This window comes from Pseudomonas sp. NUPR-002 (assembly GCF_056322725.1).
In genome coordinates, this window is sequence record NZ_CM150476.1 from 2,262,887 (window position 1) to 2,287,624 (window position 24,738).

Consider the following 24,738-nt stretch of genomic DNA (forward strand, 5'->3'; position numbering starts at 1 on the left):
GAGTATGAGCAAGGTTGATGTACTGCCGCAGGTCGCGGCGTTTCTGCAGCGTCGGCACGGGTGCTTCATCGATGGTCAGTGGGTGGTGCCTGAAGGCAGCAGCTCGCCGGTACTGAACCCGGCAACCGGCGAAACCATCGCCCAAGTGGCTGACGCCAGCGCCGAGCTGGTCGACCGTGCGGTGCAGTCGGCACGCAAGGCGCACGAAACACGAGTCTGGTCGGGGCTGCGCCCGGCTGATCGCGAGCGCATTCTGCTGCGCTTCACCGCCCTGGTCGAAGAACACGGCGAAGAACTGGCGCAACTGGAAACCCTGTGCCAAGGCAAATCGATCAACATGGCGCGGATGCTGGATGTCAACGCTACCGTTGAGTTCATGCGCTACATGTCCGGCTGGGCCACCAAGATCGAAGGGCAGACCCTCGACGTCTCCATCCCGCTGCCCGAAGGCGCACGCTACACCGCCTTTGCCCGCCGCGAGCCGGTGGGAGTGGTTGCCGGTATCGTGCCGTGGAACTTCCCGCTGATGATCACCACCTGGAAGCTCATGCCCGCGCTGGCCACCGGCTGCACGGTGGTGATCAAGCCGTCGCCGGAAACCCCGCTGACGGCCCTGCGCCTGGTCGAGCTGGCCATTGAGGCCGGTGTGCCTGCTGGTGTGTTCAACCTGGTGACCGGTGCAGGCAACGTCGGCCAGGCACTGGCCTCACACAAGAACATCGACAAGGTGTCGTTCACCGGTTCCACCGCGGTGGGCAAGATCGTCGGCGGCGTTGCCGTGCAGAACATGACCCGCTTTGCTCTGGAGCTGGGTGGCAAGAACCCGATGATCATTCTGGCCGATGCCGATATCGACAAAGCCGTGCAAGGTGCGCTGCTGGGTGGCCTACTCAACAACGGCCAGGTGTGCGCGGCTGCTTCGCGTTTCTACGTGCACCGCTCGCGTTACGACGACTTCGTGGCCGGTCTGGCGGCGGCGGTGTCCGGCATGCCGATCGGTGCTGGCATGGACACTACTGCGGTGGTTAACCCACTGGTCTCGCGCAAGCAGCAGCAGAGCGTGCTCAAGCACATCGAAACCGCCAAACAAGAAGGTGCGCGCGTGGTTGCCGGTGGCGAGCTGGTCGACAGTGCCGGCTTCTATGTACAGCCTACCGTGCTTGCCGATGTTGACCACAGCATGGCGGTGTCTCGTGCTGAAGTGTTCGGTCCGGTGCTCTCGGTGATTCCGTTCGATGACGAGGAACAGGCCATTGCCATGGCCAACGACAGCGAATACGGCCTGGCGGCCAGCCTGTGGACCAACGACCTGACCAAGGCGATGAACCTGGTGCCGCGTATCGAAGCCGGTACCGTCTGGGTCAACGCCCATGTGCTGCTCGACCCGAACATGCCGTTTGGTGGGGTCAAACAGTCGGGTATGGGGCGTGAGTTTGGCCGCAGTGTGGTTGAGGCTTATACCGAAATTAAATCGGTGTGCATCGCGCACTGATTGTTGAATGCTCTTTTGCGGCAGGCCTTGGGCCTGCCTTTTTTTTGCGGGGCTTTTCACGGATTGTCGGGGGGAAGGGTTGGTTTTGGCGTTGAGGGCTGTGGGCTTATCCATTTGGAGGGGTGGCTGTGCTGGCCCTACCGGTGGGAGCGGGCTTGACCCGCGATGCGATGTGACTGAATAGCCGCAATCGCGGGGCAAGCCCGCTCCCACCGTGCCAGGTTTTCCGTTTCGCTATTTGAAAGCTGCATCAGGTTTGTTTCTGTGCAGCCAATTCAGCCTCACGCTCGGCGATGGCGATTTCCAATTCGGGGGAGCGCTTGGCCCACTGTTCGGGCGGCAGTGGTTTGGACCACTCGATGATGGCGGGGTAGGTCAGGCTTGGAGGCGGGTTCAGTTTCCAGCGCTCAATAACGTCTATAAGTAGCGTGTTGAAAATGAAAATCCCGCAGAAACCTTCCCAAATCAGGGTGATGAACCAGCCCCTTAACTTTGCAGCCTTGACGAGGTCGTCCAGGTACGTCCCCCATATACCTTTAGATCTGTCGAAGCGTGCAGTCAGATCTTCAACGGCGTCCGGTCCAACTTCCATGTAACTGCGGATGCACTCCCACAACGCCATGGCGGTGGTGCCGCCACCACAGTTGAAGCCCATTGAATAATGTTTGTGTTCGTCCTTGGCCTGCGGGTCGGGGTTCTCAAAGCCGATGACCAATAAGCCCATCGTGACTTTACCCCCCTGACTGACCGACGAATGTTGCGTCGCCGCTGCTGTCACGCTCTCCCAGGGGACAATCCAGTACTCGCCATCCGCCTGCGGTATGCACACTTCGCGGCGTTGTCGATTGAAACGCATTGGTAAAGGCGTTTCGCGGCACAGACCCTGGATCAAAAGAAAAGTAGGAATACCAGTAATACAAGCCCCCAAAATCAGCGCGTCAGGGTCGTTGAAGAAATAGGCCAGCCCCAAAAACAGCATCACCATTGGCCATAGCACCATTACTGCCGAACCGATGTTGTAATTGCTGATATCAAGAAATACCTCGTTCTTGCGCCAAATGATGTTGAGCACATCAGAAGGTTTTCTGCCCGTAGGAATAGGCAGCGGGGCCAAATAGTCATTGCGCGAAAATAAACGTTTTTTCGTCGTACCTGCTGGTGGCGTACTCATGTGTTGTCCTTGGGTTGCAGGTAATGGGCACCGGGAAGGCCTGCGCCGAGCTCGAATTTCGGCATCTGGTCCAGTTCTGGAGTCGGGTCGTTCAGGGTAAAGGCCACGCCCCGCTCACCGCCGATAAAGGTTCCGGCACCCAGCAGTGCGGTTAGGGGGGTGCGGTACCACAGACGCAGGGATAGGGTGCGCGGTTTTGATCCCAGGACACCCCATTCGGTGTTGAAAGGACCACTGAGGCGCAAGCCTTCGCCGTCTTTGGCCGGTATCCAGCTACAGGTGCTGCTGGGCAACCAGTGCGGTGTCATGTTCCGCCAAGGCTTGGCCTCTCGGTGTTCGCTGGGCGGGCGGTGTTTGGTCAAGTAATCGGAGAGCTGGCTATCCCATGGATCCCCCATCAGGCTCAGCCGCAGGTAGGCGCTACCGGGCTCGGCCCCGGGCAAGTCGATGGTCAGGGAATCGATGGTGCTTTCGCCGCCCAACCCCAAGGGACTAGGGTAAAAGCCCATGTCCAAGTGACCCTTTATGCTGACTTGAACGCAATCGTCATGGCGCTTGTCCCCACGGTGGGAGCGGGCTTGACCCGCGATGCGATGTGACTGAAGAGCCGCTATCGAGGGGCAAGCCCGCTCCCACCGAGCCAGGTTTTCCGTTTCGCTATTGTTTCCGCCGGGGCACACTGAAGGCTGCATCAGGTTTGTTTCTGTGCCGTCCGCGCAGCCAATTCAGCCTCACGCTTGGCGATGGCGATTTCCAATTCAGGGGAGCGCTTGGCCCACTGTTCGGGCGGCAGTGGTTTGGACCATTCGATGATGGCGGGGTGGGTCAGATCAGGCGGATGCGACAACTTTAAGTACTGTAGTTTTTCCGCGAGGTATGTCCCCAGCATCGTAATACAGAATATTCCCCACATAACCTGCAGCAGATTCCCCTTGCGTAAATCGGTGATGATCGAACCGATCTGCGTTTCTTCGTAGGGTGCAATACCTACTCGGCTGTCAGGTACTGCATCTGGTCCTATTTCCATGTAGCTGCGGATACACTCCCATAGCGCCATGGCGTCGGTACCACCGCCACAGCTGAAGCCCATTGAAAAATGTTTGTGATCGTCTTTGGCCTGCGGGTCGGGGTTTTCAAAACCGATGACCAATAAACCCATTGTGTTTCTACCTGCTTGACTCACCGACGAATGTTGCGTCGCTGCTGCCGTCACGCTTTCCCAAGGGACGATCCAGTACTCGCCATCCGCCAGCTGTACGCACACTTCACGGCGTTGCCGATTGAAACGCACGGGTAAAGGCGTTTCGCGGCACAGGCCCTGGATCAAAAACAAGGTGGGAACTCCAACGATGATAATTGCCCCCCCCAGCATTAGAGGGTCAGGTGTGATGTAGTACATCAGTGCAAACAGCATCACCATTGGCCATAGCACCATCACTGCCGAACCGATGCTGTAGTTGCCAATATCGATATATGCCTTGTTCTTGCGCCAAATGGTGTTGAGCATGTCACAGGGCTTTTCGCCGGTAGGAATGGGCAGCGGGGCCAAATAGTCATTGCGCGAAAACAAGCGTTTTTTCGTGGTACCTGCTGGTGGCGTACTCATGTGTTGTCCTTGGGTTGCAGGTAATGGGCACCGGGGAGGCCTGCGCCGAGCTCGAATTTCGGCATCTGGTCCAGTTCTGGAGTCGGGTCGTTGCGCAGGGCAACGACGCCTGAGTGGTCATTCAGGGTGAAGGCCACGCCCCGCTCACCGCCGATAAAGGTTCCGGCGCCCAGCAGTGCGGTTAGGGGGTTGCGGTACCACAGACGCAGGGAGACGGTGCGCGGTTTCGATCCCAGGACACCCCATTCGGTGTTGAAGGGACCACTGAGGCGCAAGCCTTGGCCGTCTTTGGCCGGTATCCAGCTACAGGTGCTGCTGGGCAACCAGTGCGGTGTCATGTTCCGCCAAGGCCTGGCCTCTCGGTGTTCGCTGGGCGGGCGGTGTTTGGTCAAGTAATCGGAGAGCTGGCTATCCCAAGGATCCCCCATCAGGCTCAGCCGCAGGTAGGCGCTACCGGGCTCGGCCCCGGGCAAGTCGATGGTCAGGGAGTCGATGGTGCTTTCGCCGCCCAACCCCAAGGGACTAGAGTGAAAGCCCATGTCCAAGTGGCTCTTCATGCTGACTTGAACGCTATCGTCATGGCGCTTGTCCCCACGGTGGGAGCGGGCTTGACCCGCGATGCGATGTGACTGAAGAGCCGCTATCGCGGGGCAAGCTGAACTGGTCAAGTAATCCTGGACACCCGTTAAGGTTTACGCCGCCAGCTTCTCTGCCTCGACCGGCGACCGGTATCCGTTGTAGCTGTGAGGCCTAGTGGTGTTGTAGCGGGTGATAAAGCGCTGCACATCCATTCGGGCCTCATGCTCCGAGTCGTAGCCATCTTCGGGTACCCACTCAGATTTCAGGCTTCCAAAAAACCGCTCCATCGGGGCGTTGTCCCAGCACTCGCCTTTACGGCTCATGCTCTGCCGGTGCCCATGCTCGCGCAGCTCATTTCTGAACTTGTGGCTGGTGTACTGACAGCCTTGGTCAGAGTGAAATAGCACACCCTTGGGGCGTCCGCGCAGCTCGGTTGCCATGCGTAAGGCCGCGCAGGTCAGTTCAGCATCCGAGATCATCGAGAACGACCAGCCGACAATCCGCCGTGCAAACAAGTCCAAGACAGCCGCGAAGTACAGCCAGCGCTTACCAGCCTTGATGTACGTTACATCTCCGCACCAGACCTCATTTGTCGCCCGCACATCGAATTGCCGTTTGAGCTCGTGCGGTGCGGTCAGGGCTTCAACGCCTGAAGATTTGTATTTGTGGCGTCTGCGTTGACGGCTGCTGATCCCAGCTTCTTGCATCAGGCGGCGCGCCTTGAAGCGGCCGACTGGGTGTCCACTGGCTTGCAGCATCTTGGCCAAGGTGCGCGAACCTGCCGCCCCTCTCGACTCACGATGATGTCTGATCAACTGGGCCTTGAGTTTTTCCCGTCCGGGGTAACGCCGGTCCTTACGCTGGCGCCAGCAGTAGAAACTGCTGCGGCTGACCCCAAGCACCCGACAACACTCATTAACGCCGTATTGCTCACCCAGCTCATCGATCAACGCGAGTGATCTTTGGCGTCCAAAAGCAGGAGAGCGCTGGCCTTTTTTAGGATTTCGATATCCCGGTCTTTCTGCTTGAGCAGGGCTTTGAGCCGTTGGATTTCCTGCTGGTCTGCCGTTATTGCCTTGGCACCCACAGGGGTTAAGCCTTGACGCTCCTGGCGCAGTTGATCGACCCAACGACGCAACGCTGTAGGGCCAATGCCTAAACTGGCACAGACCTGTGGAACTGATTGGCCTTCGTCCAGCACCATGCTGGCCGCCTGTAGCTTGAAGTCACTCGAGTAAGAATTACGCATATCCAAACACCTCAGGTTTGGGCGCCATCATAGCGCCCGATTGAGGTGTCCAGGATCATTAGGCCAGTTCAAGCCCGCTCCCACCGAGCCAGGTTTTCCGTTTCGCTATTTGAAAGCTGCATCAGGTTTGTTTCTGTGCCGCCAGTGCAGCCAATTCAGCCTCACGCTCGGCGATGGCGATTTCCAATTCAGGGGAGCGCTTGGCCCACTGTTCGGGCGGCAGTGGTTTGGACCACTCGATGATGGCGGGGTAGGTCAGGCTTGGAGGTGGGTTCAGTTTCCAGCGCTCAATAACGTCTATAAGTAGCGTGTTGAAAATGAAAATTCCGCAGAAACCTTCCCAAATAAGAGTGATGAACCAGCCCCTTAACTTTGCAGCCTTGACAAGGTCGTCCAGGTAGGTCGCCCATATACCTTTAGATCTGTCGAAGCGTGCAGTCAGATCTTCAACGGCGTCCGGTCCAACTTCCATGTAACTGCGGATGCACTCCCACAACGCCATGGCGGTGGTGCCGCCACCACAGTTGAAGCCCATTGAATAATGTTTGTGTTCGTCCTTGGCCTGCGGGTCGGGGTTCTCAAAGCCGATGACCAATAAGCCCATGGTATTTTTACCCGCTTGGCTTACCGACGAGTGTTGTGTCGCTGCGGCCGTCACGCTTTCCCACGGGACAATCCAGTACTCGCCATCCGCCTGAGGTACGCACACTTCGCGGCGTTGTCGATTGAAACGCACGGGTAGAGGGGTGTCGCGGAAAAGCCCCAATATAAACAAAAATACACCGGGGGCCATAATAATTGCACCCATTATCAAAGTAACTTGACTGTCGTCAGTATTGAAGTTTCGGGTGAAGTAAGCGATGGTTAAGAACAGCATTACCATCGGCCACATCACTAGCACTGCCGAACCGATGTTGTAATTGCTGATATCAAGAAATACCTCGTTCTTGCGCCAAATGATGTTAAGCACATCAGAAGGCTTTCTACCCGTAGGAATAGGCAACGGGGCCAAATAGTCATTACGCGAAAACAAACGTTTTTTCGTGGTACCTGCTGGTGGCGTACTCATGTGTTGTCCTTGGGTTGCAGGTAATGGGCACCGGGAAGGCCTGCGCCGAGCTCGAATTTCGGCATCTGGTCCAGTTCTGGAGTTGGGTCGTTGCGCAGGGCAACGACGCCTGCGTGGTCATTCAGGGTGAAGGCCACGCCCCGTTCACCACCGATAAAGGTTCCGGCGCCCAGCAGTGCGGTTAAGGGGTTGCGGTACCACAGACGCAGGGAGACGGTGCGCGGTTTTGATCCCAGGACACCCCATTCGGTGTTGAAGGGACCACTGAGGCGCAAGCCTTGGCCGTCTTTGGCCGGTATCCAGCTACAGGTGCTGCTGGGCAACCAGTGCGGTGTCATGTTCCGCCAAGGCCTGGCCTCTCGGTGTTCGCTGGGCGGGCGGTGTTTGGTCAAATAGTCGGAGAGCTGGCTATCCCATGGATCACCCATCAGGCTAAGTCGCAGGTAGGCGCTAGCGGGCTCGGCCCCAGGCAAGTCGATGGTCAGGGAGTCGATAGTGCTTTCGCCGCCCAACCCCAAGGGACTAGGGTAAAAGCCCATGTCCAAGTGGCTCTTCATGCTCACCCGGGGGGTATAGAGGATGTTGTACAGGTGGTTGAGTTCGGCTTGTTGGGCTTTGGCTGGAATAGGCCCCAGATTGCCTGCCCGCAGTTTTGACCAGCAACAGCCGCTGAGGAAATTCTGCGTCGGTGTTTGTTGAAACAACCAGGTGATCAGGTACAGCACGCCCAGCGCGACGATGATCCAGTTCAGCGGGCCCATGAACAGTGAATAGCGCATGATGGCAACTTCAACTTCCACTAAACCGGCTAAGGCTTTGCCCGTCTGCACTACTCCCAATAGTGCCTGAGCCCCATAGGCCGCTATCTGGCCCCCGACCACGGTCTGACGCATCTCTAGCCATGGGTCGACCCGAGTCTGGGCACTTTCTAGCTGACCTTTCAGGGACTGGAATTCTGCAAATGCTGCACGGGCGGATAATCCACCAATCACCCCACCAAACAGGGTCAGGGTGGGGGTCGGAGCTGAACGAAATAGGAAGCGATCTTTTCCAAGCCCCTTGCGCACCTGATTATCAATCACCGCCGTCAGCGCGGCAGCGGTATACAAAGTCGTGGAAACAGTGTCTTTAACACGCTGATCGTCCATCCCCTCCAAAGCCCCAGCCTGACTCAGGTAATTACTCGCATTCAGCGAATTCAGCAGCAAAACCAACAGTGGCACCACCCCACCGCTATTGGTCACAAAGGGGGAACCAGCAATCCGCTTCACGTGCCCGCCACCAATCGCTTTCCCGGTATCACGCGCCCAGCGGGTCAACCCTTCGGCGTTTTCCCCGAGCAACCGCCAGAGCCGTCGGCCACCCTCGGTCACTGACTGCAAACGCGTGCCGCTGCCCAGGCGCTCAACGATGAACACGCCGAGCCAGGCGCTGCTGAAGGCGTTGCCGTCTTTGAGCAACAGCAAGGCCGCCGCCAGGCGGTTGACCAACACGCTCCACGAATGGGGGGCGTGTTGGGCCATGTTTGCCAGGTCGTCCAGAATCAACTTGCCCAGTGGCGCCAGGACTTGGCGGGTGGCGTCGAGGTTTTCGGCGGCCAGCGCTGTCAGCAGTTCGCCCAGGCGTGTGGAGGTGTTGAGGGCGGCATCGAGCGAGGGCGTCCAGGCACGGAACAGGTGAGTGAGGGCACCACCATCGGCAGCACGCACGTAGTCGGCGTATTGTTCGGCGCCATGGGTGCGGATGCACTGGGCGGTCAGGCAGGCGGTGGCCAGTTGGGTCAGCCATTGGCGGTGGTCGCGGTCGTGGTAGTCGACAAACCAGGTGCCGTTGTTTGAGCGCTTGAGGAATACGCCCCGGTCACGATACAGGGCGGTATGGCGTTGTTCGACATGCTGGAAATGCGCGGGCGCGGTGGTATCAAGCCAGGTGTTCATCGCCTCGAGGTCGATGTATTCAGCGACCTTGTCGCTGAGGAAATCGTTATCGAGGTTTGCCTGTTTTTTCTCGCGGTATTGGCGCACCAGTTCTTGCGCGTCGTAGTACAGATCTGCCGGAATAAAGGCCCTCACCGGTGCAAGGATTGCGGCAATGCGCGCATCGCGGGCATCGGCTTCAGCCTGGGTGGGGTGACCACCGTAACGGCGCGCCTGGGTTTCCGCTTTAAGTTCAGCGTCCAGTTGGTGCTGGCGATCCCGGGCGTCGAGCATGACCTTGCCCTGTTCAGGCGTGAGGCTGAAGCCGCGGCCCCTGTAGCTGTAGTTGAGCGTACCCGCCAGTTCAGCACCGTCTTCGCTGACCAGGCTGCGCACAAACCCGCCGACGCTCAGGCGCAGGTTGTTGTCGCCGACCCACTGTTCGTGTCGCGCTTCCACCCACTCTTGCTCATGGTTGATATCACGCAGTACGCCGAGGTCGTCGTCCAGGCAGGCAAACACCGGGTACCAGCCTTTGGCCTGGGCCTGGGCGCTTTCCAGCCAGTCCCGGGTGCTTTGCCCCTGCCATGCTTCGGCACTCCACTGGCCCGGCGCCTCGTCACTGGCCTCGGGGTGTTGGTGGATGAAATTTTCCCGTTCACGGGCGCGGTGCATCGCCTTGGTGTAGGCATCGATAGTGGCGGTGGTGGGTTCTTTCATGACCGCCGCCCCCAGCGCGGCGGTGTCGTCATCACCGTTTTTGTAATCGGCCTTCAACGCGCGGGCGTAGGTGGTGGGGATCAGTTCGGCGATGACCTGATCGGCGCAGCTCAGCGGTGGGCAGTGCGGCGCCTGCAGCTCGTTGGCCACCGTGCGCAAGGCGATGCGGCGCATGTGCGTGTTGCGCAGGGCATTGCTGGTGCTTAACGCCTCGCACTGTTCCAGGGGCAGGGGGTATTCGCAGTAGAGCATCCAGGCGTCATGGACTTTTGCCAGGGCCAACCCCGCCAGGGTGCCTTCGATCAAGCGGGTGTCGTCTTCGTCCAGCGTTTGTTCGCTGAGCAAACCGTTCTGCCCGACGGCATAGCGCTTGAGCGGGCCCTGGTGTTGCCACAGGTAGAGAAAGCCGCTGCGCAAGCGGCGAGCCGCCAAGGGATGGCTGCGGGTGGTAACGCCGGGGGTGCAACTGGGGTGGGCTGCGGGTTCTTCGGCCAGGGCATAGCGCACCGGGACCACGAACAGGTCAGGTTTACTGGCAAGGCAGGGCGTGATGTAGCTGTTGATATCTTCGTGGGGCAGCGCTTTGGCGGCGCGGTCGGCCTGAGCCAATCGGTCGACCATTGCCAGTTTTTCTGCACTCATGCGATCAGTTCCTTCTCGGTGAGCAGTTGGCGTTGAAGCTCGGCACTTAGGTTGTCGAGACGTTGTGCAGGCAATACGCCTTTCTTGTCCAAGATCCGGCGGTAAACCGCGTGGTCTGCCGCGTTAGGGAATTCGTCGCCTAGCACGGCGCGAAGGTTGGCCCAACACGTGACTTGATCGACGGCGCTGTAGCCGTGGCGCTCAGCGCTGCACTGACAATCCAAAGCCCACTGCTGTTGTGCAGCGAGATCCAGGCCTTGCAGACGCTGGGGAACGTATTGCTGGCAATGCTCGATCAGTTGCTCGGTCAGGCGCTGGCGTTTGGCACCGTTCAAATGCGCCACCTGTTCGGGGGAAAGGAATAGCCAAGGCTTATCCCTGTACTGCGCGATGGGCTGCTCAGGGCTTTCCTGGCGAATGATCCCGCCGGGGTACAGCGACTCCGGCAATGAAATCAGGCGGATCGGCCCCATCAACCGATCCCGCTCCCGGGGTTCCAGGCCTGCCAGCCATAGGTGCGTGATTCGGGGGTCGTAGTAACGAAAGAACACGCTGACGTCACCCTCGACGCGGACGTGAACCAGGCTGCGCAGGTGCTGCATTAGCACTGACTCTTTCGCCTCGGACTCCAGCCAAATACCCGACGTCTCATTCCACTCCTGGGCAAAATGCAGTGCTAGCGGGCTGCCCGGAATAACCGGCACCAACACCGGGCTCACCGCCAGCAGCGCGCGGTACGCCGTGTGTTGATACAGCGATTGATACGGTGTACTGCCGGTAAGCGCCAGCAGGCGGCCCGGCAGGTTATCGATCAGGGCACCATCGAGCAGTAGATAAGCCTGATTCATGGGTTCGGCTCCGCCAATTTTTGACAGGCGGCACAGAAAGGGGCGGCTTGCTGAGCGGTTTGTATCAATGTCGCTTGTTGGTCAACCAGCGACAACGCAGGCGGCGCCTCGGTGGCTATCGGTGCAACTGGCAAAGCCTGCTCTACGGGAGTCCCCAAAATCGGCGCGCCACCCAGAACGATGGGTACGCTACTGAAAACACCCCCAGGCCCGATCACAATGTGCTGACCACCACCGTTCAAACTGATGCTGGCCCCGGCATCGAGCACCACCTGGGCTCCGGCCTTGAGGTGCACTTGCTGACCGGCATCGGTCACCAGCGTTTGCCCGACCTGGGAATGACTGCTGTTGGCGACGTGCAGGTAGTCGTTGGCTTGCAGCTCGACTTTACGGTCGCCGCTCACCCTGTGCTGCTCTTCAGCTTCGAGCATCACGATGCTGTTGCCCTTGATGGTTGCCCGCCGCTCGTTACCGACTTCCAGGCGGCTGTCGTTCTCGATCTTTTGCGCCATATCGCGCTGGGCCCGCAGGTAGATCAGCTCCTGACCGCTGCGGTCTTCGATCGACAGTTCGTTGTAGCCGCTGCTGTTGGGCGTGCTGCGGCTGCGCAACACGGTCTTGGTCTTGTTGGCGGGCAAAGGGTAGGGCGTTGGTGTGAGCTTGTTGGCAATGCAGCCGCTGATCAGCGGCTGGTCGGGGTCGCCCTCCAGATAGGTCACCAGCACTTCCATGCCGATGCGCGGCACCGTCACTGCGCCAAACCCCGGACCCGCCCAGTTGGAGGCCACCCGCAACCAGCAACTGCTTTTGTCGCTGTTCAGCTCGGCACGGTCCCAGTGGAACTCGACTTTCACCCGGCCGAATTCATCGCAGTAGATTTCTTCGCCCTCGGGGCCGGTGACGCGTGCGGTCTGGCTGACCAACACCGCTTCACGGGTGACCAGCGGCGGTCGGTAGAACACGTCCCAGGGAATGGTGCTGAAACTGTTGCGATAGCCTTGGCTGAAGCCGTCTTCGGTTTGCCCGCCGCTGTTGGCTGACTCCTCAAACACCTGCGGCTGCTTGCCTTCGTGGGTCACGCTGAGCAGCAGCCACAAGTTGTTGCAGGCTTTGCGCGGGTGTTCGATCAGGTCGAAAAAATGACCGCTGCGCAACTCGGGTTGATCGCTTGTTCCTTCGACCAGTTGGTAGTCGATCCGGTGCCGCTCCAAGGCTTGGCGGGCCAGCCGTTTGCTGTGCTCTTCAGTGTTGAAGGGTATGGGGTAGCGGTAGTCTTCAAGGACAGGGCTGAAGTCGGCGCTGGATTGGCTTTCCAGTAACCGGCTCGGGCGTTTAAGGTCATAGTCGCGGTGAGTGACGCGGCTGGTACGTGTGCTGAGGCGTTGGGAGAACCGGTTGACCACTGGGTGCTCGGCCACCCTGCCGCTGTCCTGCTGAAAAGGCGTCGCCCCGAGTTTGGGGAAGAAGGTCTGATGGTCGGTGAACACCAGTTGGTGGCCATCGCAGCTATGCTCGTGGTGCCAGGCAATGCCTTCTTCGCTGCATAGCCTCTGGATGAAGTCAAAGTCAGAGGCATCGTCATACTGCGTGCAGTATTCGCGTTCCGGGCTGGGGCTGACATGGAAGGTAAAAGCATCGGCCTGAATGCCATGCTCCTGGAGCACCTGGGTAATAATCTGCGGCACGCTCAGTTGCTGGAAAATCCGCTGGTTGTGGCTGAACTGCAGGTAATGCAGGGCCGGGACCAGGGTGAGGTGATAGCGGGTCAGGCGTGTGCCCGGCTCACTGATCTGGGCGTTTTCGATCTGGCCGTGGAGGCCTTCGCCGTTGCGGCCGAATTGCAGGAAGGCGGGTTGGCCGAGCAGGCTTTCGATAGCGAAGTTGGCGTATTCACTGACCAACTCCACCTGAATCGCGTACAGGGAACTGATGGTTTCAGTGCCGTGGAAGCCCAGGACCTTGAAGTCGTTGCGAACTGAAGGGATTTCTAGCGTAAAGTGCGCAGTGTTGGCAGGCATGTGTTTTTCCTTAAACGGGAAGAAAATCAACCCGGAAACACTACCTGGCTCTGCTGGGAGATGATGTCAGACGCTTCCGAAAATGCGTCGGCATTTATCGATGGTGGGGGCTACTGATTGGAGGCCTTGCCCGAGTGACCGTTGACCAAGAGGCCAGCGCGCCGCCACTGGGCAAGACTGTTGCTCTACCGTGTGAGTGTGGATTACAGGTCCAGCACCAGGCGTGCTGAACGTGCGCGCGACACGCAGAGCATGATGCTTTGCTGTGCGGCTTTTTCGTCATCGCTCAAGTACTGGTCGAAGTGCTCGGCTTCACCTTCCAGGATGGCGGTTTCGCAGGTGCCACACACACCTTCACGGCACAGGCACTCGACCTTGGCAGCCTTGGATTTCTCGATGGCCTGAAGAATGCTCATGCCTTCTTCTACCTGCAGCTCAATACCTGATTGCGCCAGTACCACGGTGAAGGCAGCACCGCTCACCGGTGCGGCGGCGAACTGTTCCCAATGCACGCGCTGCTCGGCAATACCGGCCTTGGCGGCCGTGGCGATCACGGCATCGATCAACGGCTTGGGCCCGCACACGTACAGGTGAGCATCGTCAGCCAGGTTGGCGCACAGGGCGCTCAGGTCAAGCTTGCGATCCAGGCTGTCGATGTAGAAGTGGGTGTTGTCGGCATGTGGGCCGCTGGCCAGTTGCTCCTGGAACGCACCGTGCTCCGGCGCGCGGAAGGCGTAGTGCAGTTCGTAGCCGGTGGCGCCGCCTTCGAGCTCGTGCAACTGGGCCAGGAACGGGGTGATGCCGATGCCGCCTGCGATCAACACATGGCGACCGGCAGTGGGGTCGAGGGCGAACAGGTTGTTGGGCGAGGAGATGGTCAAGCGGGTGCCAACCTGCACCTGCTGGTGCATGAACGCCGAACCGCCTTTGGACTGCTCTTCCAGGCGCACACCGATCTGGTAGCTGCGGGTGTCGCGCGGGTCGCTCATTAGCGAGTAAGCATTGCTGAGCTGGCTGCCATCAGCGCCCTGCATCTGTACGATGACATGGCTGCCGCCGGTGAAGGCGGGCATTGGCGCGCCGTCTTCGCGGGCCAGGGTGAAGCGCTTGATCAGCGGCGTAGCCTGTTCGACTGCGGTTACCTGGACGCTGAACATTTCATATTTGTTGGCCATGATTCACCTCGACTGCAAGGGCGCGCGGCAGGCCCTGCCGCGTCCCGAAACCCGTGTTCGCTCAAACGGCGAGGCACAGGTATTTGATTTCCAGATAATCTTCGATGCCGTATTTGGAGCCTTCACGGCCCAGGCCCGATTGCTTGATGCCACCGAACGGCGCGACCTCGTTGGAGATCAAGCCGGTGTTGACGCCGACCATGCCGTACTCCAGTTGCTCGGCGACCTTGAACACCCGGGCGATATCACGGCTGTAGAAGTAGGCGGCGAGGCCGTACTGGGTGGCGTTGGCCAGGGCGATGACTTCGGCGTCGCTGCTAAAGCGCACCAGCGCTGCCACCGGGCCGAAGATTTCCTCTTCCAGCAGTTCCATGCCCGGGCCGATATTGGCCAGCACGGTCGGCTCGAAGAAGTTGCCACCCAAGGCATGCGCCTGGCCGCCAAGGACCAGTTCGGCGCCTTTGCCGACGGCGTCGTCGATCAGGCTGCGCACCTTGGCCACTGCCTTGTCGCTGATCAGCGGACCGATCTGCGTGCCTTCGGCGCTGCCATGGCCGACGCCCAGTTGCTGCACACGCTCAATGAAGCGTTGGCTGAACTGGTCGTACACGCTGTCGTGGATGTAGAAGCGGTTAACGCACACGCAGGTCTGACCGGCGTTGCGGTACTTGGCGATCAGTGCGCCTTCGACTGCCGCCTCGATGTCGGCATCGTCAAAGACAATGAACGGCGCGTTGCCGCCCAGTTCCAGGCTGACTTTCTTGATGGTTTCAGCGCACTGGCCCATCAATAGGCGACCCACTGGCGTGGAACCGGTGAAGCTCAGCTTGCGGACCGAAGGGTGGCCCGTGAACTGCGCGCCAATTGCCGGTGCATCACCGGTTACTACGCTGAACACGCCGGCCGGTACGCCGGCACGTTCGGCCAGTTCAGCCAGGGCCAGGGCGCAGTAGGGCGTTTCGTTGGCGGGTTTGACCACGATGGTGCAGCCGGCGGCCAGGGCAGGGGCGACCTTGCGGGTAATCATCGCTGCCGGGAAGTTCCACGGCGTGATGGCGGCGCACACGCCGATGCCTTGCTTGATTACCAGCAGACGCTTGTCATTGGCCGGGCTTGGAATCACGTCGCCGTAGATGCGTTTGCCTTCTTCGGCGAACCACTCGACGAACGATGCGGCATAGCGAATTTCGCCCAGGGCTTCGTGCAGCGGTTTGCCCTGTTCGAAGGTCATCAGGCGTGCCAGGTCCTGCTCGTGTTCGAGCAGCAGTTCGAACCAGCGGCGTAGAATCTGCGCACGTTCTTTGGCGGTGCGCGCGCGCCAGTCGCCCAAGGCGGCTTCGGCCGCTTCGATGGCGCGGACCGCTTCGGCACCAGCCATCAGCGGCACGCTGCCGAGCACTTCACCGTTGGCCGGGTCGGTGACCGCCAGGCTGCGGCCATCATCGGCGTCGCACCAGCGTCCGGCGATGTACGCCTGCTGGCGGAACAGCTTATTGTCATTGAGTTTCACGCAAGGCACTCCGAAGGCCGCCGCAGGCTGTGAAGCCTGCGGCGCGGGTTATCAGTCGTTGAGGTGGGCGACGGCGATCAGGTTGTGGAAGTGGGCGATGCCGTGCTCGCTCATGCCGCTGCGCTCACGGTCAGCCATGATCCGGCCCTGGCCACGGTAACCGCGGGACTTGAGGCCCTTCTGCACGCTTTCGACCAGACGCAGGTCTTCAGGGCGGAACACTTCGCGGTACCAGTCGATCAGCTTCTGCTGCTCTTCGGTGATGTCCTTGTTGAGGAAGTAGATGTCGTAGTGCTGCAGGGTGGTTTCAGCGTCAACCGGGAACTCGTAGATCACGGTCATGAAGTTCGCTCCTGGCGGCACGTTGAACATGGTGCACGGCCAGGCCCAGAAACCGGCGAAGGAGGGGTCTTTGACGTCTTCGTCGAACTTGAACGACTGCTCCGATGGCTTGGCCAGACCGTACTGCAAGGTCCAGTTGCCGAACATGGTGTGGCTGTACTGGCCAACGTCGACCGAGTCGGAGAAACCAGGGTGAGCCGGAGCGCAGTGGTAGCACTCGAGGTAGTTGTCGACGATCGATTTCCAGTTGGCTGGCGTGTCGCTGACAAAACGCGCGGCCAGGTGCAAGTCGTCGATCACTGCGCAGGCTTCACGCATACGCTTTTGCAGACCTGGCAACTGGTCTTCTACCGAGCCTGCTTCCATGTCCATGTTGATGAAGATAAAGCCTGCGTACTCTTCGACGCGCAGTTGCACCAGCGACGAGTTCTCTTTGTCGAAGTTCACCACGTTGTCGCAGTTACGGGCGTGGGCCAGGTCGCCATCGAGCTTGAAGGTCCAGGCGTGGTAAGGGCAGGTAATGACGTTCTTGGCCTTGCCGTTGCCGCTGAGCAGCTGGTGACCACGGTGCGGGCACACGTTGTAGAAAGCGCGCAGCACGCTGTCGCGACCGCGCACAACGATGATGCTCTCGCCGATCACTTCGCGGGTGATGTAGGCGTTGTTTTCTGCCACTTCACTGCGGTGGCCGACGCAGATCCAGCTGCGCGCGAAGATGTTTTCTTTCTCGTGCTCGAACACTGCCGCTTGGGTGTAGAAGCTGGCAGGGATGGTGAACGCCTCTTCGGCGTTGGCGCAGAAATCGGCGGGCAGGCGTTTGAAGTCATTCATGATCAGGTCTCACAAGCTCGGTTTTTTAGTTATCAGTTAACGTGTATCTATCAGTTAACAAGCAAGGCAAAAAAATTTGTCTGGTGGGAGCGGGCTTGCCCCGCGATGCGTCATGGCTGACACACCGCGATCGCGGGGCAACCCCGCTCCTACAGCGGGTGTTTAGTGCACGGCAGCAGCGCTGCGTGGGGCCTGGTGTTGCGGCTCCTCACCGGCCATACGCGCCGCTTCTTCTTCAATGCGGTAGGCCGGTACCTGGCCGTAGTCCTGGATCATCCACTTGAAGAAGCCATAGATCTTCACCAGCAGGATCACCATGAACGGGATCGCGGTCAGCACCACAGCGGTTTTCATGGTCGACAACGAGGCCTTGGCAAACAGCATGGCCAGCGGCACCAGGGTCAGCACCACACACCAGAACAGGCGATGGGTTGGCGTCGGGTCGTCGCCTTCGCTGAGGTTACGGGTGCTGGTCGCGGCTACCGCATAGGCGGCAGCGTCCATGTGCGATGCACAGAAGATCGCCATGATGAACAGGTACACGCCAAGGAACACCTGGCCCCACGGCAAGGCAAGCAACAGGTGGGTCACGGCCGACTCACCGCCTTGTTCGCTGAGCATTTTCGGCACGTCCACGGCACCGCTGATGAACTGGTGCATGCTGTAGCTTTCCAGGGCGCCGAAGAAGAACCAGCAACCGAAGCTACCACCGAGCAGCAGGGCGAAGACCACTTCCTTGATCTGCCGGCCGCGCGATACGCGGGTCACGAACATCGCCACGCCTGGAGCGTAGGACACCCACCAGAGCCAGTAGAACACGGTCCAGTTACGGGTGAAGGCACCGTCGCCGGCCGGGTCGGTGAACAGGCTCATGTGCACGTAGTTCTGGATCATCAGACCCACGGCATTGGCGGTGTTGTTGATGGTGAACTGGGTCGGGCCGACCAGCAGCACCACCGCTGCAAACACCAGTGCGCCGATGCACACCATTTTGCTCAAGCGCTGCAGGCCGCCATCAATACCGATGTAGGAACTGAGCGAGAACATGATTGCCACCGCACCGATCACCATCAACTGCACGGTGAAAGTGTCCGGGGTGCCGGCCAGGTCATGCAGGCCGCGGGTCAGGGTCGAGGCGGTGAGGGCCAGCGATACGGTCAGGGCACCCATCATGGTCAGCAGGAAGATCAGGTCGACGGTACGGCCGACAGGGCCAGTGGCCTTGAAGCCGGTAACCGCTTCAACGATCGAGGCCAGGTTCAGGCCGCTTTTCTTGCGGACATGGAAGTGATACGCCATCGCCAGCGACGCCAGGGCGTAGATCGACCAGGCACTGACGCCCCAGTGGAAGAACGAGTAGCTGATACTGTACTCAAGCGCCTTGGGCGTCGCCGCGGCGATGTTCAGGCCAGGGGTCTGGTAGTAGTAAGCCCATTCCATCACCCCCCAGTACAGGGTCGAGGACCCCATGCCGGCGCAGATGAACATGAACACCCAGGTCGCCGTGGCGTACTCGGGTTTACCACTGCCAAGGCGGATGTTGCCGTATTTGCTGAAGGCCAGGTACAGCACAGCCAGGGAACTACCGAACACCAGCACTTGAACGCTGGTGCCAAAGGTGCGGGTAGACAATTCGAACAACTGGTTAGCGGCGCTTTCAGCTTCGCTAGGGAATACAGCAAGGCCTATTACAGTGAGCAGCACGGCAATCAAACTCACAGCAATCAGGAACACATCAATCTTTTTATTTTTGTGCGACATCATCGTCTCCTGGACGTTGGCGTACTTATCTATACCCGGCAGGCGTTCCGGGGTGTTGCGGTGTAGCTCCTTCCTTGGTTTGTTAACTTAGGGTTAACGTGAATCTTTTGGTTAACAGATTCTGCATTCAATCGTTGCCGCTCGCAAGAGGGAAGGGGCCGGTTTGTCAGACAATTCTGATAATCGGCCCCCACTCATCACGCTTCGATCAATGCAGTGATCGCCTGACCCACTTCCTGGGTCGACTTGCTGCCACCCATGTCGCGGGTGGTGTTGCCGCTGGCAATGACTTGCTCAATGGCCTTGAGAATGTCGTCATGCGCGGCGCGATAGCGCGGGTCACTGCCGTCATTGCCGAGGAATTCGAGCATCAGCGCACCGGACCAGATCATCGCGATCGGGTTGGCGATGTTCTTGCCGAAGATGTCCGGGGCCGAGCCGTGCACCGGTTCGAACAGCGACGGGAACTTGCGCTCGGGGTTGAGGTTGGCCGATGGCGCGATGCCGATGGTGCCAGCGCAGGCCGGGCCGAGGTCGGAGAGGATGTCGCCGAACAGGTTCGACGCCACCACCACATCGAAGCGCTCCGGCTGCAGCACGAAGCGGGCGCAGAGAATATCAATGTGCTGCTTGTCCCAGCTGATTTCCGGATAATTGGCAGCCATGGCGGCGGTGCGCTCGTCCCAGTACGGCATGCTCACGGCCATGCCGTTGGACTTGGTGGCCGAGGTTACGTGCTTGCGCTCGCGGGTTTGCGCCACATCGAAGGCGTACTTGAGGATGCGATCGACACCACGGCGGGTGAACACCGACTCCTGCAGGACGAACTCGTTTTCGGTGCCTTCGAACATGCGTCCGCCCAGCGACGAGTACTCGCCTTCGGTGTTCTCGCGGATCACCACGAAGTCGATATCACCGGGCTCGCGACCGGCCAATGGGCACGGCACGCCGGGGAACAGGCGCACCGGGCGGATGTTTACATACTGGTCGAAGTCGCGGCGGAACTTGAGCAGCGAGCCCCACAGGGAGATGTGGTCCGGGACCTTGTCTGGCCAACCGACGGCACCAAAGTACAAGGCGTCGAAGCCCTTGAGCTGCTCGAACCAGTCGTCTGGCATCATCTTGCCGTGGGCCAGGTAGTAGTCGCAGCTGGCCCATTCGAAGAATTCAAAGCTGATATCCAGGCCATGCTTGCGGGCAGCGGCCTCGACCACGCGGATACCTTCAGGAAGTACTTCGATGCCGATGCCGTCGCCAGGGATCGCAGCGATTTTGAATGTCTTGCTCATGAGGGGCGCACTCGTTGTCTAGGGAACAGGTGCGGCTCATGCTATAAGGGCTTGATTCAGAGATAATCTCGCCATTCATAGATTCTTAGTGCACAAAACGTGAATAATCTACCGAGCCTCGACGACCTCAATATTTTCTTGCAAGTGGCCAAGCGTGCCAGCTTCGCCGCCGTGGCCGACGAACTGGGCATGTCGGCGGCGTTCATCAGCAAGCGCATTCGTGTGCTTGAACAAACGCTGGAGGTGCGCTTGCTGCACCGCACCACCCGGCGGGTGACGGTGAGCGAGGAGGGCGAGCGGGTCTACCAGTGGGCGCAGCAGATTTTCGATGCTGTGCAGCGTATGGGCGATGACATCAGCTCGCAGCACCGCGAACCAGCCGGGCAACTGCGGATTGCCAGCAGCCTGGGCCTGGGGCGGCGGTTCGTGGCGCCAGCCTTGTCGGAGCTGGCCGAGCGTTATCCGCGCCTGGACATTCGCCTGGATGTGCATGATCGGTTGGTCGACCTGATCGAAGAAGGCGTGGACCTGGATATCCGCGTAGGCAACGTGATTGCCCCTAACCTGATTGCCAAGCCGTTGGCCCGCAACCGCCGGGTGCTGTGCGCCTCACCGGCGTACCTGGCGCGGCGTGGTACGCCGAAAGTGCTGGCTGAGCTGGCCAGTCATGATTGCCTGGTGATCAAAGAGCGCGACCACCCCTTTGGGATCTGGCAACTGGAAGGGCCCACGGGTGAAGAGAGTGTGCGCGTCACTGGCAGCCTGTCGAGCAACCATGGTGAAGTGGCACACCAATGGTGCCTGGATGGGCGCGGGATATTGCTGCGCTCATGGTGGGATGTGCATGACAGCCTGGCCGATGGACGCCTGGTGCAGGTGTTGGCCGACTACCATCAACCGGCGGATATCTGGGCGGTGTACACCTCGCCGCTGGCCAGTTCGGCCAAGGTGCGGGTGGCGGTGGAGTTCTTCCGTCAATATTTTGCCGAGCGCTACACCCTGCCCGCTCCTACAAACCGCGCCTCCGGTGGGAGCAGCTTGCCCCGCGATCGCGGTTAGTCAGGCACATCGCCTCGCGGGGCAAGCCCGCTCCTACAAACCGCGCCTCCGGTGGGAGCGGGCTTGCCCCGCGATCGCGGTTAGTCAGGCACATCGCTTCGCGGGTCAAGCCCGCGCCTACGGCGAGATCTTTAGCCAGGGCCAACGGGACTGGTAACTTTTGGCTTTTTGCTCAAACAGATCCGGCTGCGGGTTTTTCGGGTTGATGCGCAACAGTCCGTGTTCAATGTCTTCCAGGCCATACGGCGCATACACCTCGCCACTGGCAACATCCAACCCGATACAGGTACCGGCAATCAGGTAACGATCAACGCCATCCCTGGCCGAAAGCAACTGCGGATAAGGCCGACCAAAACGCGCTGTGTACCAAAGGTGCACGCGCGCCTGGTTCTTGACCTCGATATTCACCTCAAGGTCTTGAAACAGCTTTTGCGCCGCCTGAATCACCTCGTTCTCGGCTTCCCAGGACAAGTCATTGTCGAAGTAAAAAACGTCGTAATCCTTGATGCCCCACGCCGTGGGCAATTGCGCCTGATGGTTCCACACTGCCTGAAACAGGCAGCCCGCAGTGAGCAGGCACTGGTCCACGCCCAACGCTGGCAGACGTGCAGTAAGCTCGGCGTTTATCGGGTTGCTCATGGCAATGCTGAGCAGGCCTTCGGCGGTCAGTGTCATGCAGGGTTTCCTTGACTGCCAGTCAGCGCGGCGTGGGTCTTGAGTTCCTCTTCGATGAAGGCCTCGATCATCGCCCGGTACACCCGTTCAACTACCTGCGGATTGGCGCCGGTTTGCACGGCGATACCCCGCACCTTGGCGATCACCTGCTCGACCCGGGCCGGGGCGCGGACATCGGCGCTGCTGCGCTTGAAGGAGGCGGCCTGGTTCACCAGATGACCACGACGGGCCAGCAAGACGACCAGGTCGCGGTCGATGCAGTCGATGTGCTGGCGCACCTCGTCAATGGATTTGCACTGTACGTCCATGTGAAACCTCTCCTGAGTGTGTGGGGCAATGCAGCCGCCATGCTACCCGGATCAACCCTTCAACGCTGCTTCAATCCCGGCAATATCGATCTTGCCCATCTCCATCATCGCTTCGAACGCGCGCTTGGCCGCAGCTTTGTCAGGATGGGTGATAGCCGCCGTCAGTGCCCGTGGTGTGATCTGCCAGGACAGGCCCCACTTGTCCTTGCACCAACCACAGACACTTTCTTCGCCACCGTTGCCGACGATGGCATTCCATAAGCGATCGGTTTCGGCTTGATCATCGGTCGCGACCTGAAAGGAGAAGGCTTCGCTGTGTTTGAACACTGGCCCGCCGTTCAGGCCCAGGCAGGGAATGCCCATGACCGTGAACTCTACGGTCAATACATCGCCTTGCTTGCCTGAAGGGTAGTCGCCAGGGGCAGGGTGCACCGCCACCACGGCGCTGTCCGGGAAGGTTTGAGCGTAAAAAGTTGCCGCGTCCAGGGCGTCACCCTCGAACCACAGGCAAATGGTGTTCTTGCTGGTCATGGTCAGTCTCCGCAGTCGGGACGGGGACTGTCAGTGTAGTCGCTGGCAAATGGGCCTCCTTGCCCGTGTTCAGCTTCAGGCAATCAGCTCGACTTTACCGGTAGCCAGACGATAGACACCGCCGACTATTTTCAGGGTGCCTTTGCCCAGCGCATCGGTGATCAGCGGCGTAGCGCCTTTAAGGCGCTGCACCGAGTCTTTGACGCTTTGAGCCGTGGCGTTTGCCAGCAGATCGCCGGGTTGGTTGACCACCTTTTCGATAGAGGGTTTGAGCGCCTCGGTCAGTTTCGGGATGTGCCCGGGGAATACGGTGTGATCTTTCAACGCTTTGATCCCGGCATCGACAGCGCCACAGCTCTCATGGCCCAGCACTAGAATCAACGGCGCGCCGAGCACTGCCACGGCGTATTCCAGGCTGGCCAGGCCTTCGTCGGTGACAAAATTGCCGGCCACGCGGATGGCGAAAAGATCACCGCGTGCCGTGTCGAAGGCATACTCCGGCGCGATCCGTGAGTCGGAGCAACTGAGCACCGCGACGAACGGGTTCTGCCCGGAGACCAAGGCTTCGCGCTCATCCTTGAAATCGTGGGTGTCTGAGTTGCCGCTTACGTAGCGCTCATTACCAGCAAGCAAACGCTGCAACGCCTGGTCGGGGTTGATCGCGTTCTGGGGTTTAGGGGGCGTTGAGGTTTTCTCCGCAGCCAAGGCAAGCCGGTCAGGCAGCGCGCCGGCCAGCAGCAAGGCGCTGGTGCCAATCCCTGCGATACGAAGAAATCCACGACGGTCGGTTGTATTGGATGAGGAAGTTGAATCGCATGATTTACACATGATGGTGTGTACTCAGGTCAACTCGGTGGGAGTAACTACTGTTGGGAACCCGGTGCGTTGATGCGCTCGCCGCACCGGGACCCTGAAGTTTAGTAGAGCGCTGCCACTATGTTTTTTGTGCCGCGCTGACGGGCTGATCACCTGCTTGGGCCGACGTTTTTGCCGAAGCCGGTTTCAACCGTGAAACCCCGAACAGCACCAAGGCCAGGCCGATCATCTGGTAGACCGATACCTCCTCACTGAGCAAGGCCCAGGATGCCAGCACCGTGAGTACCGGCCCCAGATTACCGATCGCCGCGGTGTGGGTGGCGCCCATGCGTTGAATCGCCAAGGCCACCCAATAGATCGGCAACACGGTCGAAAACACAGCCATCAGCGCGGCATACAGCCAGACTGATCCCGGCAACTGCGCAACCCGGGTGAAATCGGCGACCAGCACATAGTGCGTCAGCACCATCAGCGAAGAAGCACCGCCTGCCAACCCTGCCAGGCGCATCGAGCTCATACGCTTGAGCATGACCCCGGTGCCTGAGTAATACAGGGCGTAGGTGACCGCACTGGCGAACACCCAGGCAGCGCCGAGCACCACCTGCCCACCCAGCCCGGCGACACTGACGTCGTGCACAAAGGCGATGCCCAGGCCCAAATAGCACAAGCCCATCGCCAACAGGGTGCGCGGGGTAGGGCGCTCACGCAGTGCAATGGCCTGGAACACCAGCACCAGTGTGGGGTAGGTAAACAGAATCAGGCGTTCCAGCCCGGCGCTGATGTACTGCAGCCCATAGAAATCGAACAGGCTCGCCAAGTAATAGCCGAACAACCCCAAGAGCATTACTCGCAGGCCATCGCCGAGGCTCAGTGGCGCACTTTTCGGGTCGCGGCTGGCCCATACCAGCCAGGCAAACAGCGGCAGCGCCAAGCCCATGCGCATCGCCAGCAGGGTAATCGCATCGACCTGGCTGGCCGCATACGACAACTTGACGAAAATCGCCTTGAAGCTGAAACCCAACGCCGACAACACCGCAAACAGGCTGCCGTTGTGCACGCAGCGCTGGAGCAACCCACGTAATGTATTCATCAGCAGCTCAATAGAGGGGAATAGACTGGCGTTATTCTAAA

General features: G+C 59.8%; 21 protein-coding genes. 2 read left to right on the plus strand and 19 right to left on the minus strand.

The features are described from left to right. The first annotated feature begins 4 nt into the window (after positions 1 to 4). Positions 5 to 1,492: an aldehyde dehydrogenase family protein gene (locus tag ACVWSC_RS10340; protein ID WP_442113541.1), complete on the plus strand. Its 1,488-nt coding sequence runs from the start codon at positions 5 to 7 to the stop codon at positions 1,490 to 1,492. A gap of 250 nt (positions 1,493 to 1,742) precedes the next feature. Here ACVWSC_RS10340 and ACVWSC_RS10345 read toward each other — a convergent pair whose 3' ends face one another. The 14 genes from ACVWSC_RS10345 to ACVWSC_RS10410 form a co-directional block, all read right to left on the minus strand. Next, a complete protein-coding gene (locus tag ACVWSC_RS10345) occupies positions 1,743 to 2,663 on the minus strand; it encodes a hypothetical protein (protein ID WP_442113542.1) in 921 nt (306 codons plus the stop codon). Beyond that, positions 2,660 to 3,172: a hypothetical protein gene (locus ACVWSC_RS10350; protein WP_442113543.1), complete on the minus strand. Its 513-nt coding sequence runs from the start codon at positions 3,170 to 3,172 to the stop codon at positions 2,660 to 2,662. The genes ACVWSC_RS10345 and ACVWSC_RS10350 overlap by 4 nt, the downstream gene beginning before the upstream one ends. A gap of 182 nt (positions 3,173 to 3,354) precedes the next feature. After that, positions 3,355 to 4,269: a hypothetical protein gene (locus ACVWSC_RS10355; RefSeq protein WP_442113544.1), complete on the minus strand. Its 915-nt coding sequence runs from the start codon at positions 4,267 to 4,269 to the stop codon at positions 3,355 to 3,357. Further along, positions 4,266 to 4,826: a hypothetical protein gene (locus tag ACVWSC_RS10360; protein WP_442113545.1), complete on the minus strand. Its 561-nt coding sequence runs from the start codon at positions 4,824 to 4,826 to the stop codon at positions 4,266 to 4,268. The genes ACVWSC_RS10355 and ACVWSC_RS10360 overlap by 4 nt, the downstream gene beginning before the upstream one ends. Positions 4,827 to 4,961: 135 nt before the next feature. Further along, a protein-coding gene (locus ACVWSC_RS10365) for an IS3 family transposase (RefSeq protein WP_442108379.1) occupies positions 4,962 to 6,097 on the minus strand; the annotation gives its coding sequence in 2 pieces (ribosomal slippage) (positions 4,962 to 5,824 and positions 5,824 to 6,097; 1,137 coding nt in all). A gap of 121 nt (positions 6,098 to 6,218) precedes the next feature. Further along, positions 6,219 to 7,166, minus strand: a complete 948-nt coding sequence (locus ACVWSC_RS10370; protein ID WP_442113546.1) for a hypothetical protein — start codon at positions 7,164 to 7,166, stop codon at positions 6,219 to 6,221. Beyond that, positions 7,163 to 10,444, minus strand: a complete 3,282-nt coding sequence (locus tag ACVWSC_RS10375; protein ID WP_442113547.1) for a toxin VasX — start codon at positions 10,442 to 10,444, stop codon at positions 7,163 to 7,165. The genes ACVWSC_RS10370 and ACVWSC_RS10375 overlap by 4 nt, the downstream gene beginning before the upstream one ends. Further along, positions 10,441 to 11,292: a DUF4123 domain-containing protein gene (locus ACVWSC_RS10380; RefSeq protein ID WP_442113548.1), complete on the minus strand. Its 852-nt coding sequence runs from the start codon at positions 11,290 to 11,292 to the stop codon at positions 10,441 to 10,443. The genes ACVWSC_RS10375 and ACVWSC_RS10380 overlap by 4 nt, the downstream gene beginning before the upstream one ends. Then, positions 11,289 to 13,310 carry a type VI secretion system Vgr family protein gene (locus ACVWSC_RS10385; protein ID WP_442113549.1) on the minus strand — a complete coding sequence of 674 codons (2,022 nt, stop codon included), beginning with the start codon at positions 13,308 to 13,310 and terminating at the stop codon, positions 11,289 to 11,291. Before ACVWSC_RS10385 ends, ACVWSC_RS10380 begins: the two co-directional genes overlap by 4 nt. Positions 13,311 to 13,513: 203 nt before the next feature. Next, positions 13,514 to 14,485 (minus strand): PDR/VanB family oxidoreductase, encoded by a 972-nt coding sequence (locus ACVWSC_RS10390; protein WP_442113550.1) that lies wholly within the window; start codon positions 14,483 to 14,485, stop codon positions 13,514 to 13,516. Between the two features lie 61 nt (positions 14,486 to 14,546). Beyond that, the gene (locus ACVWSC_RS10395) at positions 14,547 to 15,995 is read right to left on the minus strand and encodes an NAD-dependent succinate-semialdehyde dehydrogenase (RefSeq protein WP_442113551.1); all 1,449 of its coding nucleotides are present in this window, start codon (positions 15,993 to 15,995) and stop codon (positions 14,547 to 14,549) included. 51 nt (positions 15,996 to 16,046) lie between these two features. Beyond that, the gene (locus ACVWSC_RS10400; RefSeq protein WP_442113552.1) at positions 16,047 to 17,168 is read right to left on the minus strand and encodes an aromatic ring-hydroxylating oxygenase subunit alpha; all 1,122 of its coding nucleotides are present in this window, start codon (positions 17,166 to 17,168) and stop codon (positions 16,047 to 16,049) included. 162 nt (positions 17,169 to 17,330) lie between these two features. Then, entirely contained in the window at positions 17,331 to 18,932 is a 1,602-nt protein-coding gene (locus ACVWSC_RS10405) for a BCCT family transporter (protein WP_476461727.1), read from the minus strand. 194 nt (positions 18,933 to 19,126) lie between these two features. Then, the gene (locus ACVWSC_RS10410) at positions 19,127 to 20,218 is read right to left on the minus strand and encodes a tartrate dehydrogenase (RefSeq protein ID WP_442113554.1); all 1,092 of its coding nucleotides are present in this window, start codon (positions 20,216 to 20,218) and stop codon (positions 19,127 to 19,129) included. Positions 20,219 to 20,317: 99 nt separating this feature from the next. On the opposite strand from ACVWSC_RS10410, the gene ACVWSC_RS10415 reads away from it, so the two are divergent. Further along, positions 20,318 to 21,277 (plus strand): LysR substrate-binding domain-containing protein, encoded by a 960-nt coding sequence (locus tag ACVWSC_RS10415; protein WP_442113555.1) that lies wholly within the window; start codon positions 20,318 to 20,320, stop codon positions 21,275 to 21,277. 117 nt (positions 21,278 to 21,394) lie between these two features. Here the strand turns inward: ACVWSC_RS10415 and ACVWSC_RS10420 are convergent, their stop codons facing one another. The 5 genes from ACVWSC_RS10420 to ACVWSC_RS10440 form a co-directional block, all read right to left on the minus strand. Continuing rightward, entirely contained in the window at positions 21,395 to 21,952 is a 558-nt protein-coding gene (locus tag ACVWSC_RS10420; RefSeq protein ID WP_442113556.1) for a nucleotidyltransferase family protein, read from the minus strand. Continuing rightward, positions 21,949 to 22,260, minus strand: coding sequence for a chorismate mutase (locus tag ACVWSC_RS10425; RefSeq protein ID WP_442113557.1), 312 nt, complete (start codon positions 22,258 to 22,260; stop codon positions 21,949 to 21,951). The genes ACVWSC_RS10420 and ACVWSC_RS10425 overlap by 4 nt, the downstream gene beginning before the upstream one ends. 51 nt (positions 22,261 to 22,311) lie before the next feature. Continuing rightward, positions 22,312 to 22,791 (minus strand): VOC family protein, encoded by a 480-nt coding sequence (locus ACVWSC_RS10430; RefSeq protein ID WP_442113558.1) that lies wholly within the window; start codon positions 22,789 to 22,791, stop codon positions 22,312 to 22,314. Between the two features lie 75 nt (positions 22,792 to 22,866). Beyond that, positions 22,867 to 23,619, minus strand: coding sequence for a carbonic anhydrase (locus ACVWSC_RS10435; protein WP_442113559.1), 753 nt, complete (start codon positions 23,617 to 23,619; stop codon positions 22,867 to 22,869). A 106-nt stretch (positions 23,620 to 23,725) separates the two neighbouring features. Continuing rightward, positions 23,726 to 24,697 carry a DMT family transporter gene (locus tag ACVWSC_RS10440; RefSeq protein ID WP_442113560.1) on the minus strand — a complete coding sequence of 324 codons (972 nt, stop codon included), beginning with the start codon at positions 24,695 to 24,697 and terminating at the stop codon, positions 23,726 to 23,728. Positions 24,698 to 24,738 lie beyond the last annotated feature (41 nt).

Bases quoted from the DNA above. Each gene is read 5' to 3' on its own strand.
- ACVWSC_RS10340 (WP_442113541.1), top strand. From the start codon at position 5: ATGAGCAAGGTTGATGTACTGCCGCAGGTCGCGGCGTTTCTGCAGCGT.
- ACVWSC_RS10345 (WP_442113542.1), bottom strand. From the start codon at position 2,663: ATGAGTACGCCACCAGCAGGTACGACGAAAAAACGTTTATTTTCGCGC.
- ACVWSC_RS10350 (WP_442113543.1), bottom strand. From the start codon at position 3,172: ATGGGCTTTTACCCTAGTCCCTTGGGGTTGGGCGGCGAAAGCACCATC.
- ACVWSC_RS10355 (WP_442113544.1), bottom strand. From the start codon at position 4,269: ATGAGTACGCCACCAGCAGGTACCACGAAAAAACGCTTGTTTTCGCGC.
- ACVWSC_RS10360 (WP_442113545.1), bottom strand. From the start codon at position 4,826: ATGAAGAGCCACTTGGACATGGGCTTTCACTCTAGTCCCTTGGGGTTG.
- ACVWSC_RS10370 (WP_442113546.1), bottom strand. From the start codon at position 7,166: ATGAGTACGCCACCAGCAGGTACCACGAAAAAACGTTTGTTTTCGCGT.
- ACVWSC_RS10375 (WP_442113547.1), bottom strand. From the start codon at position 10,444: ATGAGTGCAGAAAAACTGGCAATGGTCGACCGATTGGCTCAGGCCGAC.
- ACVWSC_RS10380 (WP_442113548.1), bottom strand. From the start codon at position 11,292: ATGAATCAGGCTTATCTACTGCTCGATGGTGCCCTGATCGATAACCTG.
- ACVWSC_RS10385 (WP_442113549.1), bottom strand. From the start codon at position 13,310: ATGCCTGCCAACACTGCGCACTTTACGCTAGAAATCCCTTCAGTTCGC.
- ACVWSC_RS10390 (WP_442113550.1), bottom strand. From the start codon at position 14,485: ATGGCCAACAAATATGAAATGTTCAGCGTCCAGGTAACCGCAGTCGAA.
- ACVWSC_RS10400 (WP_442113552.1), bottom strand. From the start codon at position 17,168: ATGAATGACTTCAAACGCCTGCCCGCCGATTTCTGCGCCAACGCCGAA.
- ACVWSC_RS10405 (WP_476461727.1), bottom strand. From the start codon at position 18,932: ATGATGTCGCACAAAAATAAAAAGATTGATGTGTTCCTGATTGCTGTG.
- ACVWSC_RS10410 (WP_442113554.1), bottom strand. From the start codon at position 20,218: ATGAGCAAGACATTCAAAATCGCTGCGATCCCTGGCGACGGCATCGGC.
- ACVWSC_RS10420 (WP_442113556.1), bottom strand. From the start codon at position 21,952: ATGACACTGACCGCCGAAGGCCTGCTCAGCATTGCCATGAGCAACCCG.
- ACVWSC_RS10425 (WP_442113557.1), bottom strand. From the start codon at position 22,260: ATGGACGTACAGTGCAAATCCATTGACGAGGTGCGCCAGCACATCGAC.
- ACVWSC_RS10430 (WP_442113558.1), bottom strand. From the start codon at position 22,791: ATGACCAGCAAGAACACCATTTGCCTGTGGTTCGAGGGTGACGCCCTG.
- ACVWSC_RS10435 (WP_442113559.1), bottom strand. From the start codon at position 23,619: ATGTGTAAATCATGCGATTCAACTTCCTCATCCAATACAACCGACCGT.
- ACVWSC_RS10440 (WP_442113560.1), bottom strand. From the start codon at position 24,697: ATGAATACATTACGTGGGTTGCTCCAGCGCTGCGTGCACAACGGCAGC.